The following is a 17832-nucleotide window of genomic DNA, read 5'->3' as shown; positions in this document are numbered from 1 at the left end:
GGTAATGTGCTTCTGCACAGACACAATGCGGCCAGATGGAAAATCAGAATGCGCTCACAGCCAGCAATGAGTCTTTCCTGCGCGACCTGCAGTTGTTCTGCAATATCGCGCGCCGGGGCAGCTTCGTGGCGGCATCGACGGAAATGGGCTTATCGCCGTCCCATGTCAGCAAGCGCATCGCCATGCTGGAAGCCAGTCTCGGCGTGAAGCTCTTTCAGCGCACCACGCGCCGGGTCAGCGTGACGAGCGACGGCGAAGCGGCTTTGCAGTGGGCGCAGAAAATACTCGACGACGTGCAGGGCATGGCCGATGCGTTCGCCGATCGCCGCACTGAGTTGCGCGGTTTGCTGCGCATCAGCACGAGCCTGCGGCTCGGCCGCAAGCATGTGTCGCCGATTCTGGCCTTGCTGCGCCAGCGTCATCCCAATCTGGAGATCTGGCTGGAATTGCTGGACCGGCGCGCCGATCTCGTCGGCGAGAACTTCGATATCGACGTTCGCGTGGGCGAAGTGCATGAGCCGCATCTGATCGCGCACAAGATGGTGGAGAGCGCGCGAATACTCTGCGCGTCGCCCGATTATCTGGAACGGCGGGGCACGCCGACCGAACTGGCCGAGTTGAGCCAGCACGACTGCCTGCTGTTTCGCGGACGCGATGACCGCTTCGGCGTCTGGCGTCTGAGCGGTCCGAGCGGCGAAAAGAGCGTGAAGGTGACGGGCACCGTCGCGTCCAATCTCAGCGATATCGTCGTGCAGTGGGCCAAGGACGGTTACGGCGTGGTGATGGTGTCGATCTGGGACGTGGCCGAGAGCCTGCGCACCGGCGAACTGGTGCGCGTGCTGCCTGACTACATGCAGTCCGCCGACGTCTGGGCGGTGACGGCGGAGCGGCTGTCGTCGTCGGCGAAGATCCAGGTGTGCATCGAATTTCTCCGCGAACAGTTGACCAGCGGGCCGTATGCGTTGGTCACACGCGGCGTGGGCGGCTTTTGACGGCGTCAAGCCGCAACGCTGCCGAGGTCCGGAAGGCGGTTTCTATTCCAATACAGTTGCCAAACAAAAAACAATACAGTGAGGCACGGTTTTATCCGGCTGTATCGGGAATATGGCCCGCGCCGTCGATACAGTTGGCAGGTCTCGATGGAGCCTGCCGACGAGCGGATCGCCGCTCTGGCGCTGTGCGACGTAGCCTGAATTTTTTGCCTATGGCCCGGTGGTGACGCGCCGCGGTCGATCCCGAACACGAGGTAAGCACATGAATGCAGTGAACGAACAAGCGAAGCTGTCGGTGCAGCAGTTGGGTCACTACATCGGCGGCGCGCCGGCCACGGCGACCAGCGGCCGCTTCAAGGACGTGTTCAATCCCGCCACCGGCAAGGTGACCGGTTCGGTCGCGCTGGCGTCGGTCGAGGAAGTGGATGCGGCGGTGCAGGCCGCCAAGGCCGCCTTTCCCGCCTGGAGCGAAACCGCGCCGATCAAGCGCGCGCGCATTCTGTTCAGGTTCAAGGAGTTGCTGAACCAGCATCACGACGAACTGGCGATGCTGATCACACGCGAACACGGCAAGGTGTTCACGGATGCGCAAGGCGAAGTGGTGCGCGGTATCGAAGTGGTCGAGTTCGCGTGCGGCATTCCGAACCTGCTGAAGACCGATTTCACCGACCAGATCGGCGGCGGCATCGACAACTGGAATTTGCGCCAGGCGCTGGGCGTGGTCGCGGGCATCACGCCGTTCAACTTCCCGGTCATGGTGCCGATGTGGATGTTCCCGGTCGCGCTCGCCTGCGGCAACACGTTCGTGCTGAAGCCGTCGGAGCGTGACCCGTCGGCGTCGCTGCGCATTGCCGAGTTGCTGAAGGAAGCCGGTCTGCCGGACGGCGTGTTCAACGTCGTCAACGGCGACAAGGTGGCCGTGGATGCGCTGATCGATCACCCGGACGTCGCGGCGCTGTCGTTCGTGGGCTCGACGCCGATCGCCGAATACATTCATACGGAAGCGTCGAAGCGCGGCAAGCGCGTGCAGGCGCTCGGCGGCGCGAAGAATCATCTGGTGGTGATGCCGGACGCCGATCTGGACCAGGCCGTCGACGCGCTGATCGGCGCGGCCTACGGTTCGGCGGGCGAGCGCTGCATGGCGATCTCGGTCGCGGTGGCGGTCGGCAACGTGGCCGACCAGCTGATCGAGAAACTGGTGCCGCGCGTCAAATCCCTCGTGATCAAGAACGGTGAACATCTCGACGCCGAAATGGGCCCGTTGGTTACCGCCGAACATAAGGCCAAGGTGACGGGTTATATCGCCTCGGGCGAGGCCGAAGGCGCGAAGCTGATCGTCGACGGCCGCGCGCATCCGGTGGCGAGCGAGGAAGGCTTTTTTGTCGGCGGTACGTTGTTCGACAATGTCGGCACGCAAATGAAGATCTACAAGGAAGAGATCTTCGGCCCGGTGCTGGCGGTGGTGCGGGTGCCCGATTTCGCGAGCGCCGTGGAGTTGATCAACGCGCACGAGTTCGGCAACGGCGTGTCGCTCTTCACGTCGGACGGCGGTGTGGCGCGCGCGTTTGGCCGGCAGATTCAGGTAGGCATGGTCGGCATCAACGTGCCGATTCCGGTGCCGATGGCATGGCATTCGTTCGGCGGCTGGAAGCGTTCGCTATTCGGCGACCATCACGCTTACGGCGAAGAAGGCGTGCGCTTCTATACGCGCTACAAGAGCATCATGCAGCGTTGGCCGGATAGCATCGCCAAGGGGGCTGAATTTACGATGCCGGTGGCGAAGTAAGTTATTCGACGGAACTGTTGCACTGAGAAAGCCGCGCCTGAATTCAAGGCGCGCCTTTTTTGTATGCGGGCGCGGCAACGGTCCTTTAGACGCCCGCAGACGAATCTTCTTCCGCTTCGCTCAACACGGCGTTTTGCACGGCGACTGCGGGGCTGAGGTAAGCAGGCGCCTGACGCGGATCGTCGACGCTGTAACGCAGACGCCCGCCCTCCATATAGACGCGCAACTGGCGATACTTCACCAGGTAGAGCAGGCCGACGACCGCCGCCGCGAAACCCGATGCCGCGCCGACGCCGAGGGCCCAGCGCGGGCCAAAACGGTCCGCGACCCAGCCCACGACCGGCGCGCCGAGCGGCGTGCCGCCCAATGCGATGGCCAGCAGAATCGCGATCACCCGGCCGCGCATGACGGGGTCGGTAGTGAGTTGCACGAGACTGTTCGTGGACGTCGTGAAAGTTTGCGTCGACACGCCGATCACCACCAGGGCGATGCCGAACAGCACGGAGGTCGGCATCAACGACGCCACTGTGCAACCGACGCCGAACACGGACGCCGCGCCGAGCAGCAACGCCATGCGCGGTTTCGCCCGGCGCGCGGCGAGCAGCGCGCCGGTCACGGAGCCGATCGCCATGGTCGAACTCAGTACGCCGTATTCGCTCGCGCCCGCATGGAACGCAGTGACCGACATCGTCGAGATGAAGATCGGAAAATTCAGGCCGAACGTGCCGATCAGGAACAGCATCAACAGCGCGGCCTTCAGATCGGGACGCTTCCACACATACTTGAAACCTTCCACGAAACTGCCGCGTGAGCGCACCGCGCGAGGCTTCAGATGCAGTTCGTTCAACCGCAGCATGTGCAGCGAACCGAGTACGGCGACAAAAGAAAGCCCGTTGATCAGAAATACCCAGCCGGTGCCCACCGAAGCGATCAGCAGACCGGCGACCGCGGGCCCGATCATGCGCGCCGCGTTGAACGAGGTGGAATTCAGTCCAACGGCGTTCGACAGATCGTCCTCGCCGACCAGATCCGACACGAAGGTCTGGCGTGCCGGCGAGTCGAAAGCGGTGACGCAGCCGAGCAGTCCCGCGAACACATAGACGTGCCACAACTGCACGAGCCCGGTGACGGTGAGAATGCCTAGGCCCAGTGCGCAAGTACCCATGGCTGCCTGAGTGGCGAACAGCAGCTTGCGACGGTCGAAGTGATCGGCTGCATAACCGGTGAGCGGCAACAGCAGCATTTGCGGGCCGAACTGCAGCGACATGACGATCCCCACGGAGGTCGCATTGTGACGCGTGAGTTCCGTGAGGACGAGCCAGTCTTGCGCCGTGCGCTGCATCCACGTGCCGATGTTGGAGACGATCGCGCCACTCGCCCAAACCCGGTAATTGAAATTGCGCAGCGAACGGAAGGTGCCTTTCACCGGACTGTTTCCATCTGGAGGATGAGGCCGACGCGCAAGCTGCACGGTGCGTTCGACATCGGGATCATGCGCGCGAGCGCTCGAGCAACTCGAGGAGTTCCTGCGTCGTGCCGGTCTCGCCGAGACGCGGGAAGATGCGCGCGATGCTGTTGGCGTGAGCGTCCGCATTGAGGTCGGTCATGGCGTCGACGACGAGCGTGACGTTAAAGCCGAATTCGTTTGCGTAGCGCGCGGTGGATTCGACGCCGATGCTGGTCGACACGCCCACCAGCACCACTTGCGTGACGCCTTGCTCGCGAAGATACGCTTCGAGATCGGTGTTCGTGAATGCGCCCCAGGTGCGCTTGGTGACCCGATGATCCGACGGCTGCGCGTTCAGTTCCGGCACGAGGTCGGCGAAGCCGGCGGGGAAATCGCCGCTGTGGCGCGCCTGTTCCGCGCGGCCCGGCGCGCCGCCGGCCACGTTGACGAGCACCACGGGCAGGCCGTGGCGGCGAAACGCGTCGGCGATCACAGTAGAGCGCTTGACGACTTCGCCGGTGGGATGCGCGGTGGGCAGCGCGACGATGCCTTGCTGCAAATCGATGACGATTAGTGCGGTCTTCGCGTCGAGCGTGGTGAGTGCCATGAGATGCTCCTGGGAGTTACGAGTCGATGAGGCGTTTGAGTAAATCGACGCCGGTAGCGAGTTGCCGTTGCTCGGCCGTCGAGAAGCGCGTCTGGATGGTGCGAAACAGCCAGTCTTCGCGCGCCGCACGGCTTGCCTTGATCTTCTTGCGAAAGGCGGGTGTGAGCGAGAGGACCGTTTGCCGGCCGTCGTTCGGATCGGGCGCGCCGCTGACGAGGCCGGCGGCTTTCAGAACCGAAAGCGTCTCGCCCATGGATTGCGGACGCATGCCGTGAGCGCGCGCGAGCGCGGTGACCGTTGCCGGACCCTCGCGCTCCAGCAAGCCGAGGACCTGCACCTGTGAAGGGGTGAAATCGCCTAGGTGCGATTCTTCGCGCAAACGGCGGCGCAGTTTGCCCACCAGCACGCGCAGGTCTTCCGCCATGGCGTGCAGGGTTTCGGTATCGGCCGGTAGGTCGCTCTTGCTCATGCTATGACAAATATGAAGGTTACCTGAGAAGGTTACCTTCGTATCTGGTTGGCGTCAAGGTGCGGGAGGCGACGTGGGGAGAATGAAAGGAGGGCGAAGCGTCGGGTGACGGACGCTGCGGTTGGATCGCATGGCGTTGCGCCGTCAGAAATGTTCGGGATGGCGCTCGAATGCCTCGAACGCAAGCAGCGCTGGATCGCGGATCGTGAGTGAAGGGCGAGGCGCGTTGCGTGGGTCTTACAGTGACAGGGCAACTGGGTCAAGCAAATAGGCGTCAGGCAGCCGGTCTTCGACGGCATAGCCGTGGCACGCAGCCGTCTGGGCCGGCGTGTCATCGGTCTGCGGTTCATCATGCGCGCTGGTTTGCACGATAGCCGCGGGTTCCGGTTGCGCAACGACGCTGCAACCGAGCGCTTCGAGCAGCGAGGCCGAATTGGTGCGGCGGCATTCGGCGTGCGACCTGTCGGTCCGATCCGCGAGGCCTAGCAGCGTGCCTCGCTTTTTCGGATCGGCAAACATGTCGGCATACCTGGCATAGGCGAGGCCTGCATGAGTCGGGTCGATCTCGATCGCGAGACTGTATTCGCGACGCGCATCGGCGGGTTTGTCGAGCAACTGGAGCGACTCCGCCAGATTCACGTGCGCTTCCTGATAGTCCGGTTTCAAGCGAATGGCGACGAGAAAGTTGTCGCGAGCGTTTTTCAATTCGTTGACGGCCGCGGCGGAATGAATGTTTCGCTCATGTTTGGCGAGCGTCAGATAGGCGCGGCCGACCGCATTGAACGGCGCTTCGCCTGAAGCTTGCCTGGCGATCGCCTGCTCGAACGCGCCGATTGCCATCCGCTGGCAACCGAGCTCGCTGAGGGCGACGCCCCAGTTATAGAAGCTCCATGAAGAAGGATATTTCCTGGCTAGCTCGCTGACCTGTTCGATTTCGCCTTTGTAGTCGTGATAGGCCTCGTCGATCTTGGAAAGGGCGAGGGAAGCCCATTTGTAATCCGGTTGGTCGTCACCCGCATAGACGATGCTGGAGAAAATTCGCTGCGCCTCGGAGAAGTCGCAAGGACCGTTGCCCGAGTAACAGCGTGCCTGCGCTTGAGCCGACTTATACGATGCGTAGATATAAGGATTGTGTTTTTGCAGCACCGCCTCGGTCAGTGCATCCAGGTGCTTGTCCAAATCGGTGATCGGACCTTCCGGCGTGTCGAAGTGATACACGACGCCGCGCTCCACGAGAGTCAGATGCAGAACATAATGATCCTTCGTGTTCGCGACTTTGGTGACGCTGCCTGTGATAGTGGAGATTGGAAGTGGCAGCGTTTCGCGCACGTATTGCAGCATCGTTTTCGCGGAAACCGATGTGCCCGGCACGGAGAAGTCCGGCATGTCGGCATCGAGTTTGATTTCTTCCTTGGCAGACGCCGGTATCACGTCCGCCGCGCGCTGTTCCAGGCGGATCAGGTGGTCCGCGACGAGCGACTGGAACACGCTGCCCGAATAGCCGGCTTTGCTCAGTTCGTCCGGAACGGAGATTGTTTCGATGAGTGTCTCGTGAGCGCAGACCAGCTTGTACAGTATGGCCCCCGCAAGACCGACGCCGATGAGAAGCAGCAGATCCATGAAGATGGTGCGCAGGCTGGTCGTGATAGCAGCCGCTTTCACGAAGCCCTCCGCCAGCGAGGACGGAGTCGGCGAGGGCGCAACGGGCTGCGGACGTGCCGGTTCGATGGGCCTGACCACGATCAGATGGGGAGAAGGCGCAGATCCGCGATGAGGTCTAGGAGCATGCACGATGCTTTCCCCTGATGAACCGGCCGGTGTCAACAAAACGAGGCAGTGCAACGGGGATTTAACGATTCGTCATGTCGTCCTTGCTTTGTCGATTTGCTTAACTATAGTGTTAAATATCAACCGAATGGTTTGTAAAAGGAGGCAGTCATGAGCGAGCCGCTTCATCGTCCTTCGTTGGGATCCGCGGTGTACTACAAGGACCCGTTCGCCGCGCTCGACTGGCTCGAGCGGGCCTTCGGTTTTGAGCGCCAGATGGTCATCACCGACAACGAAGGCCAGTTGGGCCACTCCGAAATGCGTTTCGGCGACAGCTACGTAATGATCTGCCGCGAATGGTCGGAAAACGCGGCTAGTCCGGCTTCGATCGGCGGCAAGAATACGCAGTCGGTGCACGTGCAATTGCGCGACGGCATCGACGAACATTGCGCTCGCGCGCGCGCGGCGGGCGCGGTGATTACGCGCGAGCCGGAGGACCAGTTCTACGGCGACCGCGTCTACGCCGCCCGCGATCCGGAAGGGCATGTCTGGAGCTTCGGCCAGACGGTTCGCGCCGTGTCGCGCGAGGAAGCCGAGCGTGTCAGCGGGCTGAAGATCGAAGGATGGGTGTAGCGCATGACCCAGCCTGCGAGCGCCTCGCTCGATCGCACGCTGGCCGCGCTAGCCGATCCGAACCGGCGTCGGGTAGTCGATCTGCTCAGCCGTCAGCCGATGCGCGCCGGCGAACTGGCGCAAGCCACCGGCCTGTCGCCTCAAGCAATGAGCCGGCACTTGCGTGTGCTGCGCTCGAGCCAGTTGATCGAAGAATCGCATGACGGCGTCGACGCGCGCGTGCGCCTCTACGTGTTGCGCTCGGCGCCGATGAGCGAACTGAAGACATGGCTCGAACAGACTGAAGCTCTGTGGGCCGGGCAATTGCTTTCGTTCAAGGCGCATCTGGAGGCACAGGGATGAGTTCACGCGTGCAGGTGTCGTTGCGCGTGGCTGCCTCGCCGCAACGCGCGTTCGACGTTTTCACGCGCGAGATCGGCGCATGGTGGCGGCCCAATGGGCTCTTTCAGTTCACGCCGCAAGGCGCCGGCGTGTTGTCGTTCGAACCCGCTGCGCAAGCGGGCGGGCAGGGACGCCTGATCGAGACGCAGGCGGACGGCAGCGTCTTCGAGATTGGCCGCGTCACGACCTGGGAACCGGGCGCGCGACTCGCCTTCGGCTGGCGTCAGGCCAGTTTCGCCGACGCGCAGCACACGCATGTCGAAGTGCGCTTCGAAGCGGTGGGCGACGAAACGCGGGTGACCGTCGAGCATCGCGGCTGGGATACCGTGCCGCAGGACCATGTGGCGCGTCACCATTTCCCCGATCGCGCCTTTCTGCTGCGGCACGGCGAATGGTGGCAGGCGTTGCTGGCTTCGCTGCGAACCGCGGTGCAGGCGTCGGCGCCGGCTGGCTGAGCGCGAGCGGGTCTGTGAGTGCTCAGCGCGTGGCGATCGCGGCCGCGACGCCCGCCATCACAGTCGCGCTCGCGCGGTTGGCGATCTTTACGGCACGCCGCGTGGTGAGCAGCCATATGATGGCGAGAAAGGGCAGCACGTCGCGAAAGCCATAAATCAGCACGCGCGCCACCAGCGCGCCGATGCCCGGTCCCGGCGTGCCGACCCCGACGATCAGCGCGAGGGCGAAAACGAGCAAGGCGGACAGCGTCATGACGCTGTCCACGAATTTCAGTGCGCGCGCAGGCGCCGGTTGACGAAGCGCCACACGGCGCTCACGAGCAGCGAGCCGACGCCGAGCGCGACGCCCAGCAGCACGATCGAACTCATGTGATCGCGCACCAGCGGCACGTTGCCGAACAGATAGCCGGCCGCCACCAGCGACACGATCCACAGCGCCGCGCCCGCGGTGACGAACGATACGAAACGCGCGAACGTCATGCGCGAAACGCCCGCGGCGAACGGCGCGAAGGTGCGCACCACGGCGATGAACGGCGACAGCAGGAAGGTCAGTCCGCCGCGCGCTTCGTAAAACGCGTGGGCTTTGCGCAGCGCGTTCTTGTCGAGCCAGCGATAGTCGGCGGTATAGACTTTTTCGCCGATCGCCCGCCCGATCGAATAGTCGACGATACTGCCGGCCACCGTCGCGGCGAACAGCACCGGAATCACGAGCCAGACGTTCAGCGCACCCGTGGCCGCGAGACCGCCGCAAATGAAAATCAGCGGATCGCCGGGCAGGAAGAACAGCGGCAGGAAACCAATCTCGACGAACACGACCAGAAACAGCATCGCGTAGACGGCAGTGCCGTATTGCACGATCAGGCCGCTCAGGTGCTGGTCGAAGTGCAGGGCGACCTGCAGCACATGCATCAGATCCATCTTGGGTCAAAGGGGAATTCGGAACTTCAGCAGTTTAGTCCCGCTGCGGCGCGCTCACTTGTGTATTTCTCGATGGCGATGTCAATATCGGGGCCTGTCGTCGAGAATAACCATCAGCACAAACCTACCGAAACGCCCATGGAACACGCTCCCGCTGTCACCTTCCGCTTTGCCGAACCGCACGATGCGAACGCGATCCGCACGATCGAATTCGAAGCGGGGCAGCGCTTCCTCAGTGTCGACATGGCGGGTATAGCGGATGCGCCGCCCATGGACCTGGAACTCGTCGAGCGCAAGATCGCGGCGCGGGAAGTTATCGTTGCCGTGAGTGCCGAAGCAATGTGCGCCGGTTTCGTGATGTTCGAGCCGCAACCCTTGCGCATCTACGTGCAGGAACTCGATGTGCTCACCTCGCACGCGGGGCAGCGTATCGGCGCGGCGCTGATCGAGCAGGTCGCGCAAATTGCGCGCGGGCAACGACTCAAACAACTCATTCTGTCGACCTTTCGCGAGGTGCCGTGGAATGCGCCGTACTATCGACGGCTCGGGTTTCGCGATATCGGGGAAGCTGAACTCGACGCGGCTTTGATCGCACGGCGCGACGCGCATATCGCGCGAGGACTCGACGAATCGAAGCGGGTGTTTATGCGGCGTGATCTTGCGTGATGTGTGATATGCCTGGGCCTATGTTCGGGCATAAAAAAAGCGGCGGGTGTGACTGGAACATGTGGTTCAGGTCACACCCGCCGCGCGGGTTTTGGGCGCAGTGCCATGCATTGCACGCCTCAACTCAGCAGCCTGAGCTCCGCCGACTCACCGCATAGCTTCGCCTTTTTCCCGCTTGTTTCAAGACTCATTCCACCGTTTCCAGCGTCGGATAATCGACGTAGCCGGTTTCGCCGCGTGCGTAATACGTCGCGGGGTTCGGCTTGTTCAACGGCGCGTTCGTGGCGAAGCGGCGCACCAGATCCGGATTCGCGATGAACAGTTGACCCCATGCCACCGCATCCGCTTCACCTGCGTCGAGCACCTGTTGCGCGGTTTCCTTGGTGAATTTTTCGTTCGCGATGTACGGGCCGCCGAATGCTTTTTTCAGTTGCGGGCCGAGACGGTCGTCGCCGAGCGCTTCACGTGCGGCGATGAATGCGATCTTGCGCTTGCCGAGCTCGCGGGCCACGTAGCCGAACGTGCCGGCCGGATCGGAATCGCCCATGGTGTGCACGTCGCGGCGCGGTGCGAGGTGCACACCGACGCGGTTCGCGCCCCACACGTCGATACAGGCGTCGGTGACTTCGAGCAGCAGACGCGCGCGGTTCTCGATCGAACCGCCGTAGGTGTCGGTCCGCTTGTTGGTGCTGTCCTGCAGGAACTGGTCGAGCAGATAGCCGTTCGCGCCGTGTACTTCGACGCCGTCGAAACCGGCTGCCTTGGCGTTTTCCGCGCCTTTGCGGAACGCTTCCACCACGCTGGCGATTTCATCGAGTTCGAGGGCGCGCGGGGTCACATAGGGACGTTCCGGACGCACCAGGCTCACGTGGCCTTGTGCCGCGATCGCGCTCGGCGCGACCGGCAATTCGCCGTTCAGGAACAGCGGGTCCGAAATACGGCCGACGTGCCACAGTTGCAGAAAGATCTTGCCGCCGGCGGCGTGCACCGCGCTCGTGACGAGCTTCCAGCCTTCGACCTGTTCCTGCGACCAGATGCCCGGCGTCTCGGCGTAACCCACGCCTTGCGGCGTGACAGAAGTCGCTTCGCTGATGATCAGGCCGGCGCTCGCGCGCTCAGCGTAGTACTTCGCCATCAGCGCATTCGGCACGCGGATTTCTTCGGCGCGCTGGCGCGTGAGCGGCGCCATGATGATGCGGTTCGACAGCGTGATGTCGCCAATTTGCAGCGGATCGAAAAGAGTCGGCATATGTGTTCACCTTTGGCCGAGGGCACGCGGCCCGAGCCTTGAAAAAACTGCTTGATGAAAGAAGCGCGGCGATGCGAATAACAACGCCTAGAGCATGGTGTTCATGTGCTCGAGGAACGCCTGGATGACGGCCTCGTTGCGTTTGAAAAACACCCATTGACCCACCCGCTTCGACGTGACGAGACCCGCGCGCTGCAATGCAGCGAGGTGAGCCGAGACCGTGGACTGCGACAAGCCGCAGTGCGCGTCGATCTTGCCGGCGCACACGCCGTAATCGAGCGGCAGTTCCTGGTCGCCGAAATGCGCGTAGGGCTCGCGCAGCCAGCCGAGAATCTCCCGGCGAACAGGATTGGCCAGCGCTTTGTGAATCGCGTCGATGTCGAGCGTCATTGGGTGGGTTTTAGGGTCATCAACAGGCAGGTGAGGGCGCCGATTAACGCCTCGCATCTGCATCGCTACGAGGCGAATCATATATCGTATTTTTACGATATGTTCGAAGGCACTACAGTTAATAGGGGTGATAGGTGTTGAAATCGATTTCAAAAAGTCGGTCGGCGTGTTTGCCGAAGCGTTGCGTCCTATCGGGCTGCCAATCGTCCGCGATGATCCTTGGCAAGCAACGCGATGCCAGCAATGAGAGCCGGCAAGATAAGGATCATAAAGACGCGATTCGCACTCCACTCCAAGCTAAGCATCTGCGCGCCTGAGAAAATACTTAACAGCGCGCCGCATCGCCCGGCTCCATGCATCCAGCAGGACCCCATCTGGTAAACCGCGGCGACGCGAGCGGCATATTGAAGGCTATAGCCTGATTCCTTGATGAGACTCGGCAGCCAGTTGGACAACATGTTGCTCGCGAAAAGCGCGGCAAAGTAGGCGAGCCACATCATCAGGCCACCAAACCAATATTTTTCTGCGAACAGCAGTTTTGTTTGAGCGCCTTCGAGCTGCTCCTTCGAGGCGACAAAAACCGACTGTGCCGACGTTTCGCCCGGCGCCATCCGTTCCACGACAGCGCGGATACGCGCGGCGGGCGCCTTTTGCGCCACCAGAAACCGGACCGATTCTGGCAGCGCGACCAGCAACACTGGAAGCATCAGAAGCGGAATCACACCGCCAACAACCAGCATGCTGCGCCAGCCGAAGGCCGGGATCATCCATGCCGACAGGAAACCTGCGCAAGCCGAACTAAACGCTACGCCGCAGATGATGAACGAAACCGAAAGCGAGCGAATCCGTTGCGGCGCATATTCGGAAATCAGCGTGGCGGTGTTAGGCACAACTGAACCCACACCGATGCCGGTCAGAAACCGGAAAAGAACCAGTTGCGGCAAATCGCCGGCCGTCGCACTCAGCAAGGTGGATGCGCCAAACAAGGCAACGCTCAAAAGAAGGACAGCCTTGCGGCCGAAACGATCCGCGAGCGGGCCCGCCGCCACCGCGCCCAGCACGAGGCCGATCTGCGCGGCGCTCAACGCCGGACCCAACGCGTGGTTCGTGACATGCCATTGCTGCTTGAGCACCGGGACGATGAAACCCATTACGGCCAGATCGAACCCTTCCAGCGCAATAATGCAGAAGCCCAACAGCAGCACCAGCTTCTGCATCCGTCCGATTGGACGGTAGTCAATCATCGTGTGTACATCAATCACACCAGACGCATTCACCAAAACTCATCCTTGACCCGTTCTGCGGGTACACGTATCAGAGACGACAGACAGGACGGCGAACACCGTTCATCCTGTCCCGGTCATTCAGGCGAAATCGCTTCAGCCAGGCCACAAGTCGAAATCAGACGGACTTGCCCATGAACGACTCAGTCAACTGCTCGCGCAAGACTTTTCCTGTTTCGGTGCGAGCGAATTCGTTGACAAAAAAGAGCTTCTCTGGACTGATACCGGTACAGCCTCGCGCATACGAGCGCCATGGAACGCAAGGTGCAACGTCCGCGTTGGGATGGCCGCGCCATGCCCGGCAAGACGCTGCTGATCCACGACGAACAGGGCTACGGCGATACGCTCCAGTTCATGCGCCTCGTTCCGTGGGCCAAAGAAAAAAGCGGAGCGCGGGTCGTGCTCGAGATCAATGCGGAAACGCTTTCGCTGGCCCAGCGCAGCCTGGCTTGCGACGAGATCGTGATGCGAGGCACCCTGCCGCCCGCATTCGACATGCACTGCGAGATGATGAGCCTCCCGGCGGCGCTCGCTCTGAAGCTCGACGATCTGCCCGGACCCGTTCCGTATCTAAGCGCCGATCCGCATCGTCTCGAACGGTGGCGGGAACGTCTCGACAGTTTGCCGCGACCGCTGGTCGCGCTCGTCTGGGCGGGGCGGCCGACGCACCCCAACGATGCAAACCGCTCGCTGCGACGCGCCGACCTTGCACCGCTTGCACAGCCCGGCATCACCTTCCTGTCGATCCAGAAGGGGCCGGCTGCCACGCAAGCCGACGCGCCGCCACCGGGCATGTCGCTTTTGTCGCTAAGCGATGAGATTGCCGATTTCGACGACACCGCAGCGATCCTCTACATTGCCGATCTGCTCATCTCGGTGGACTCGTCTCCCGTCCACCTCGCTGGGGCACTGGGACGGCCGGCGTGGGTCATGCTGCCGAAAATCCCGGATTGGCGCTGGTTGCTCGAGCGTACAGATACACCATGGTATCCGCAGACGCGCCTGTTTCGCCAGGACGCGCGCGCGGACTGGGCCTCTGTCGTGTCGCGAATGGCCATTGAATTGGCGCAGCTTGCCAGTAGAGGAGGTCGAGCAGGGTATGCACAGGCATTGCGGTAACTCGCTGTCTGGCCTGCTTCACGTGGTCACTGCACTGGTCGTCATGGCTGCGCTTGCGGCCTGCACCGAGCTGGATCGTGACGCGCATGCCAACGCCCTTGCTGAGCCCGCTCATCTGCAGCGCGTGTCGGTCGACACTGGCCGCTTCGTGTTGACGGCCTACTCACGAATTTCACAGCCTGACAAACCGCTGCGCGTGTATATCGAAGGCGATGGGCTCGCATGGTTGTCGCGCACCATGCCCTCGCTCGATCCGACGCCTCGCGAGGCAACCGGTCTCGCACTTGCCGCACAGGATCCAGCGCCGAATGTCGTCTATCTGGCGCGGCCCTGCCAGTTCACGCCGAAGGCGACGAATCCGCGTTGCGACATTTCGTATTGGACAGGCAAGCGTTTTGCGCCGGAAGTCATTGAATCGATGAACGATGCAGTGAGTCATTTTGCGACGCTCACGCCGGGGCAGTCTGTCGAGCTCGTGGGCTATTCAGGGGGCGGCGCGGTGGTCGTGCTCATCGCGGCGCACCGGTCCGACGTCGCCTCGATTCGCACCGTGGCAGGCAACCTGGACGACGAGTTCGTCAATCGGTTGCACGACGTGTCGCCAATGCCAGAATCGGAAAACGCAATCGACGTCGCGGCACAGGTTGCGGGCATTCCGCAAATACATTTCAGCGGCGCCGGGGATGCCGTTGTCCCGCCTGCGGTTGCCGCGCGCTTCGTCAAGGCAACCGGCACCCGTTGTGCGCGTGCAATGACGGTTCCCGGCGTGTCGCACGACGGCGATTGGAGCCGATACTGGCCGGTATTGCTGAGTATTGGCCCGACGTGCGCGGCCACTGCATCGGATAGTAAATGAGCCACGGCTTGCTGGCCTGAGTGCAGCGGGCAAGGAGACGCGATCGCCCAGACAACCGCAAACGAGGCCACCGAGCGGCCGGGCGCCGAATCACACGGAGAAGGTCGCAAACGCGGCGAGCGCGCCAATAGTGCGATCGGTCTTCGAGAAGAATAACTGTGGCAGCAAATTCACGATGCGCGTCCGGATGCATCGCGTTCAGGACCTCGGGCCGATCGATGGTCAAGGTCAACAATGGATGTTCAACCCGGTAACGGCAGTAACGATAGGATTCAGCTGTCATAGGGAGCCCCGGCACGCGTTCAATCGAGGGGGACGGAAAGCCGGTCGATCACCGCCCGCGTCTGAGGGTGCGTGCCGCGCCACCACGCAAACGCTTCGGCGGCCTGTTCCACGAGCATCCCGACACCGTCCGCGAGTCCCAGCACACCCGCGTTGCGTGCGAGTCGCAGAAAAGGTGTGAGACGCTTGCCGTAGGCCAGCTCATAGGCCGCCCCGGTCGGGCTGAATACTCCTGGAGGGACTGGCGGGAGTTCGCCGGTCAGGCTCGCCGACGTCGCGTTGACTACAAGATCAAAACGGCCCATAGCCTCGAGGTCGCCGTACCCGCATGCGACGAGAGAATCGCATGTCGCGACTTGTGCGATCAGCGCCTTGACCTTCGGGACGTGCCGGTTCGCAACGACAAGTTCCGCAGGACGCGCCGCGATGAACGGCAGCAATGCGCCGCGCACCGCGCCTCCCGCGCCGAGCACCAGCACGCGCTTGCCGGCCATCGGCATTTTCAGATTGACTTCGATGTCCCGCACGAGGCCAACGCCATCGAAGTTCTCCGCGATAATGCGGCCGTCGCTGAAGCTCAGCGCATTCGCCGCGCCGGCGAGTGTCGCCCGCTCACTGCGTTCGTCGGCCATCGCGAACGCTTTCAGCTTGAAGGGGGCCGTCACGTTCATACCTTTGCCGCCGCCTGCGATAAACGACCGGACGGTCGCAGCAAAAGCGCCGTCCGGCTCCAGCGGTCCTTCAATTGCCACGTACGACATGTCCTGCTGCGATTCTTCGGCAAACAACCCGTGAATCAACGGCGATTTCGTGTGGCCGATCGGATTGCCGATCACTGCATACTGGTCGCTCATCACGGCCTCACCTTCGAATACAACACGCCATCTGTCTCCATGGCATCAATCTCGGCAGCAGTAAAGCCGAGTGACGCAGCGACTTCCGAATTGTGCTGACCGAGGTCCGGCCCGACTTCGCGGATAGTTGTGTCGCAGTCGGAAAAGCGGAATGGCAGATTCGGCAGGCGCAAGGTGCCGAAGCGCGGGTGTTGCTGTTCGACCACCATCCCGCGCGCGATGATCTGCGGATCGGCCAGTACCTCGTCGATGCGCTGCACCTTCGCGCAGGGCACGTCGATACTATCGAGCAATTCCAGCACCTCGGCGACCCGCCGTCCGCCAACCCACGGCTTCACCACCGACAGAATTTCCACGCGATTGGCATTGCGCCCGTTCAGCGTGTGCAAGCGCGTGTCCGTGCCGAACCCGACTGGTCCGCCATGTGTCTCAACCAGAGCGGCGAAGCGCTTCCATGCGTCGTCCACCTGCGCGGCAATCACGAGGTCGCCATCTGCCGCGCGGAACACGCCGTAGAGCGTTGACGTGGGCATGTCGTGACCCGTCTGTTCGGGAACGATGCCCTGCGTCGTGTAGCACTGCACTGCGTATTCGTGCATCGACACGAGCGTGTCGTACAGCGCCATGTCGATGTGCTGTCCTCGGCTGCTCTTCACGCGGCCGAGCAGCGCGGCATTGATCGCCGCCACCGCGTGAATCCCGGCGTACATGTCACCGAGCGAGATGCGCATCAACGGTGGCGGTTCGCCAGGCGTGCCGATCATCTGCATGATCCCGCTCTTTGCCTCGGCGATCAGACCAAAACCGGCGCGGTGCGCGTCCGGTCCCGTGTGGCCGTAGGCGGAGATGGAGCAGTAGACTAGACCCGGATTACGCGTCGACAGTTCATCGTAACCGAGCCCAAGTCTGGTCAGCGCGCCCGGCCGGTAGTTCTCGACGAACACATCCGCCGAGTCGCACAGCCGCTGCATGAACCCCTTGCCACGCGGGTCGCGCATGTTGACGCTGACGCCACGCTTGCCCATGTTCATCTGCAGAAAATAAGCGCTTTGCTCATCGTCGAGCACGGTGGCGTGCTGACGCCCCGCGTCGCCGGTAACTGGACGTTCAACCTTGATCACTTCGGCGCCAAGCGCCGCGAGACAGCGTCCGACATAAGGACCGGCCAGAAAATGGCTATAGTCGACAACGCGAATACCTTCCAGAGGACGTGCCTGCATCAGAATGCTCCCGGTCGGCGCGGCACCATCAAACGGTGCTCGCCATGCTGGACGATCTGGCCGTCCTGATTGATCAACTCCGACGGCAGCACGACAATGCCCCAGTCCGGACGGCTTTTGCTTGCCCGCATCGTGCCGACGCGGAATTTCACGTGCAGCACGTCATTCACCTTGATCGGCAGGTTGAAGTCCCAGGTCCAGCCGAGCGACATGCCCGGCAAAAAGCGATATTCGCTTTGTGTCTTGAGTCCGTCCGCAATGGACAAACCGAACAGGCCGTGCGCGACGATCGATCCAAAGTGGCTCGCGTTCGCGTATTCCTCATCGACGTGAACAGGTGTGTGATCACCGGTCAGGTCCGCGTAGGCCAGAATGCGCTCTTTGGTTACGGTGTAGATCGGGCTGACACACTCGTCGCCTTCGTGGGCGTCGTCCCAGTATTTATCGACGATCGTCAT

The 17832-nt window shown here is 62.3% G+C and carries 18 protein-coding genes and 2 pseudogenes; 8 read left to right on the top strand and 12 right to left on the bottom strand.

Annotated elements, in window-relative coordinates; genetic code table 11:
* Positions 1-35: 35 nt before the first annotated feature.
* Entirely contained in the window at positions 36-992 is a 957-nt protein-coding gene (locus RI103_RS28300; RefSeq protein WP_310815818.1) for a LysR family transcriptional regulator, read from the top strand.
* A 262-nt stretch (positions 993-1254) separates the two neighbouring features.
* Positions 1255-2778 carry a CoA-acylating methylmalonate-semialdehyde dehydrogenase gene (locus RI103_RS28295; RefSeq protein ID WP_310815817.1) on the top strand — a complete coding sequence of 508 codons (1524 nt, stop codon included), beginning with the start codon at positions 1255-1257 and terminating at the stop codon, positions 2776-2778.
* 85 nt (positions 2779-2863) lie between these two features.
* Here RI103_RS28295 and RI103_RS28290 read toward each other — a convergent pair whose 3' ends face one another.
* The 4 genes from RI103_RS28290 to RI103_RS28275 form a co-directional block, all read right to left on the bottom strand.
* A complete protein-coding gene (locus RI103_RS28290; RefSeq protein ID WP_310815816.1) occupies positions 2864-4204 on the bottom strand; it encodes an MFS transporter in 1341 nt (446 codons plus the stop codon).
* A gap of 64 nt (positions 4205-4268) precedes the next feature.
* Positions 4269-4832 carry an isochorismatase family protein gene (locus RI103_RS28285; protein ID WP_310815814.1) on the bottom strand — a complete coding sequence of 188 codons (564 nt, stop codon included), beginning with the start codon at positions 4830-4832 and terminating at the stop codon, positions 4269-4271.
* Positions 4833-4848: 16 nt separating this feature from the next.
* Positions 4849-5301 (bottom strand): MarR family transcriptional regulator, encoded by a 453-nt coding sequence (locus RI103_RS28280; RefSeq protein WP_310815812.1) that lies wholly within the window; start codon positions 5299-5301, stop codon positions 4849-4851.
* Positions 5302-5538: 237 nt separating this feature from the next.
* A complete protein-coding gene (locus tag RI103_RS28275; protein WP_310815811.1) occupies positions 5539-6963 on the bottom strand; it encodes a tetratricopeptide repeat protein in 1425 nt (474 codons plus the stop codon).
* Positions 6964-7239: 276 nt separating this feature from the next.
* Here RI103_RS28275 and RI103_RS28270 point away from each other — a divergent pair, with 276 nt between their 5' ends.
* From RI103_RS28270 to RI103_RS28260, 3 genes are read left to right on the top strand one after another with little or no spacing between them, the layout of a single operon-like run.
* Positions 7240-7701 carry a VOC family protein gene (locus tag RI103_RS28270; RefSeq protein WP_310815810.1) on the top strand — a complete coding sequence of 154 codons (462 nt, stop codon included), beginning with the start codon at positions 7240-7242 and terminating at the stop codon, positions 7699-7701.
* 3 nt (positions 7702-7704) lie between these two features.
* Positions 7705-8043: a metalloregulator ArsR/SmtB family transcription factor gene (locus RI103_RS28265; RefSeq protein WP_310815809.1), complete on the top strand. Its 339-nt coding sequence runs from the start codon at positions 7705-7707 to the stop codon at positions 8041-8043.
* On the top strand, positions 8040-8537 hold the full coding sequence (locus RI103_RS28260; RefSeq protein WP_310815808.1) for an SRPBCC family protein: 498 nt from the start codon (positions 8040-8042) through the stop codon (positions 8535-8537). Before RI103_RS28265 ends, RI103_RS28260 begins: the two co-directional genes overlap by 4 nt.
* A 109-nt stretch (positions 8538-8646) precedes the next feature.
* Here the strand turns inward: RI103_RS28260 and RI103_RS28255 are convergent.
* Both RI103_RS28255 and RI103_RS28250 read right to left on the bottom strand, forming a co-directional pair.
* Positions 8647-8790: pseudogene (locus tag RI103_RS28255) on the bottom strand (LysE family translocator); the annotation flags it as partial.
* A 17-nt stretch (positions 8791-8807) separates the two neighbouring features.
* Positions 8808-9455 carry a VTT domain-containing protein gene (locus RI103_RS28250; protein WP_310815806.1) on the bottom strand — a complete coding sequence of 216 codons (648 nt, stop codon included), beginning with the start codon at positions 9453-9455 and terminating at the stop codon, positions 8808-8810.
* 138 nt (positions 9456-9593) lie between these two features.
* On the opposite strand from RI103_RS28250, the gene RI103_RS28245 reads away from it, so the two are divergent.
* The gene (locus tag RI103_RS28245) at positions 9594-10121 is read left to right on the top strand and encodes a GNAT family N-acetyltransferase (RefSeq protein ID WP_310815805.1); all 528 of its coding nucleotides are present in this window, start codon (positions 9594-9596) and stop codon (positions 10119-10121) included.
* Positions 10122-10308: 187 nt separating this feature from the next.
* On the opposite strand, the gene RI103_RS28240 is transcribed toward RI103_RS28245, so the two are convergent.
* The 3 genes from RI103_RS28240 to RI103_RS28230 form a co-directional block, all read right to left on the bottom strand.
* Positions 10309-11370, bottom strand: a complete 1062-nt coding sequence (locus RI103_RS28240; protein WP_310815803.1) for an alkene reductase — start codon at positions 11368-11370, stop codon at positions 10309-10311.
* 87 nt (positions 11371-11457) lie between these two features.
* The gene (locus RI103_RS28235) at positions 11458-11760 is read right to left on the bottom strand and encodes a helix-turn-helix transcriptional regulator (RefSeq protein WP_310815802.1); all 303 of its coding nucleotides are present in this window, start codon (positions 11758-11760) and stop codon (positions 11458-11460) included.
* Between the two features lie 188 nt (positions 11761-11948).
* Positions 11949-13004 (bottom strand): MFS transporter, encoded by a 1056-nt coding sequence (locus RI103_RS28230; RefSeq protein WP_310815801.1) that lies wholly within the window; start codon positions 13002-13004, stop codon positions 11949-11951.
* A 261-nt stretch (positions 13005-13265) separates the two neighbouring features.
* Between RI103_RS28230 and RI103_RS28225 the strand changes: the two are divergent.
* Both RI103_RS28225 and RI103_RS28220 read left to right on the top strand, forming a co-directional pair.
* A pseudogene (locus RI103_RS28225) lies at positions 13266-14162 on the top strand (glycosyltransferase family 9 protein); the annotation flags it as partial.
* Between the two features lie 43 nt (positions 14163-14205).
* A complete protein-coding gene (locus RI103_RS28220; RefSeq protein WP_409077036.1) occupies positions 14206-15018 on the top strand; it encodes an alpha/beta hydrolase family protein in 813 nt (270 codons plus the stop codon).
* A gap of 302 nt (positions 15019-15320) precedes the next feature.
* On the opposite strand, the gene aroE is transcribed toward RI103_RS28220, so the two are convergent.
* The 3 genes from aroE to RI103_RS28205 are packed head-to-tail and all read right to left on the bottom strand — an operon-like array spanning position 15321 to position 17832.
* Positions 15321-16154, bottom strand: a complete 834-nt coding sequence (gene aroE / locus RI103_RS28215; RefSeq protein WP_310815799.1) for a shikimate dehydrogenase — start codon at positions 16152-16154, stop codon at positions 15321-15323.
* Positions 16154-17374 (bottom strand): CoA transferase, encoded by a 1221-nt coding sequence (locus RI103_RS28210; protein ID WP_310815798.1) that lies wholly within the window; start codon positions 17372-17374, stop codon positions 16154-16156. The genes aroE and RI103_RS28210 overlap by 1 nt, the downstream gene beginning before the upstream one ends.
* Positions 17374-17832, bottom strand: a complete 459-nt coding sequence (locus RI103_RS28205; protein WP_310815797.1) for a MaoC family dehydratase — start codon at positions 17830-17832, stop codon at positions 17374-17376. Before RI103_RS28205 ends, RI103_RS28210 begins: the two co-directional genes overlap by 1 nt.

Origin of the sequence: Paraburkholderia sp. FT54, assembly GCF_031585635.1 — a bacterium.
GTDB lineage: Bacteria > Pseudomonadota > Gammaproteobacteria > Burkholderiales > Burkholderiaceae > Paraburkholderia.
Note: the sequence above shows the minus strand (reverse complement) of the source record. Positions and strands in the feature narration are given on the sequence as shown.

What these genes read in the sequence shown, in the direction of transcription:
- RI103_RS28265 (WP_310815809.1), top strand. Translation starts at nt 7,705, where the DNA reads ATGACCCAGCCTGCGAGCGCCTCGCTCGATCGCACGCTGGCCGCGCTA.
- RI103_RS28260 (WP_310815808.1), top strand. Translation starts at nt 8,040, where the DNA reads ATGAGTTCACGCGTGCAGGTGTCGTTGCGCGTGGCTGCCTCGCCGCAA.
- RI103_RS28285 (WP_310815814.1), bottom strand. Translation starts at nt 4,832, where the DNA reads ATGGCACTCACCACGCTCGACGCGAAGACCGCACTAATCGTCATCGAT.
- aroE (WP_310815799.1), bottom strand. Translation starts at nt 16,154, where the DNA reads ATGAGCGACCAGTATGCAGTGATCGGCAATCCGATCGGCCACACGAAA.
- RI103_RS28270 (WP_310815810.1), top strand. Translation starts at nt 7,240, where the DNA reads ATGAGCGAGCCGCTTCATCGTCCTTCGTTGGGATCCGCGGTGTACTAC.
- RI103_RS28280 (WP_310815812.1), bottom strand. Translation starts at nt 5,301, where the DNA reads ATGAGCAAGAGCGACCTACCGGCCGATACCGAAACCCTGCACGCCATG.
- RI103_RS28240 (WP_310815803.1), bottom strand. Translation starts at nt 11,370, where the DNA reads ATGCCGACTCTTTTCGATCCGCTGCAAATTGGCGACATCACGCTGTCG.
- RI103_RS28295 (WP_310815817.1), top strand. Translation starts at nt 1,255, where the DNA reads ATGAATGCAGTGAACGAACAAGCGAAGCTGTCGGTGCAGCAGTTGGGT.
- RI103_RS28220 (WP_409077036.1), top strand. Translation starts at nt 14,206, where the DNA reads ATGGCTGCGCTTGCGGCCTGCACCGAGCTGGATCGTGACGCGCATGCC.
- RI103_RS28205 (WP_310815797.1), bottom strand. Translation starts at nt 17,832, where the DNA reads ATGACGATCGTCGATAAATACTGGGACGACGCCCACGAAGGCGACGAG.
- RI103_RS28245 (WP_310815805.1), top strand. Translation starts at nt 9,594, where the DNA reads ATGGAACACGCTCCCGCTGTCACCTTCCGCTTTGCCGAACCGCACGAT.
- RI103_RS28300 (WP_310815818.1), top strand. Translation starts at nt 36, where the DNA reads ATGGAAAATCAGAATGCGCTCACAGCCAGCAATGAGTCTTTCCTGCGC.
- RI103_RS28210 (WP_310815798.1), bottom strand. Translation starts at nt 17,374, where the DNA reads ATGCAGGCACGTCCTCTGGAAGGTATTCGCGTTGTCGACTATAGCCAT.
- RI103_RS28250 (WP_310815806.1), bottom strand. Translation starts at nt 9,455, where the DNA reads ATGGATCTGATGCATGTGCTGCAGGTCGCCCTGCACTTCGACCAGCAC.
- RI103_RS28235 (WP_310815802.1), bottom strand. Translation starts at nt 11,760, where the DNA reads ATGACGCTCGACATCGACGCGATTCACAAAGCGCTGGCCAATCCTGTT.
- RI103_RS28230 (WP_310815801.1), bottom strand. Translation starts at nt 13,004, where the DNA reads ATGATTGACTACCGTCCAATCGGACGGATGCAGAAGCTGGTGCTGCTG.